Origin of the sequence: Corallococcus carmarthensis, from assembly GCF_003611695.1 — a bacterium.
GTDB classification, from domain to species: Bacteria; Myxococcota; Myxococcia; order Myxococcales; family Myxococcaceae; genus Corallococcus; species Corallococcus carmarthensis.
The window spans coordinates 1-224 of sequence record NZ_RAWE01000530.1 but is presented as its reverse complement, the minus strand read 5'-3'; the positions used below and the strand labels follow the sequence as shown (position 1 = coordinate 224).

Annotated in this window: 1 pseudogene; it reads left to right on the top strand. The window is 70.1% G+C overall.

Features of this window, described 5'->3' with window-relative positions:
* Positions 1-19 precede the first annotated feature (19 nt).
* Positions 20-224, top strand: a pseudogene (locus tag D7X32_RS44790) (IS1182-like element ISAnsp6 family transposase); the annotation flags it as partial.

Sequence of the window (224 nt, the reverse complement as noted above, 5' to 3'; positions counted from 1 at the left end):
TGGAGGCCATTGCATCAGCGTGGCGGTCCTCAACCGCTTTCGCGCCCAGAATGCCGCCCTCTTCCTAGCGGCCCTGGAGCAGACGGTGCGCTGGGCCGTGGAGGAGGGCCTGGTGCGCACGCAGGAGCTGGGCATCGACAGCGTGCGTTTGCGCGCCCATGCCAGTCGCAGCCAGGTGCGCGTGCACGCGCAGTCCCTGCGGCGCTTGAAGCACCTGCGCGCGT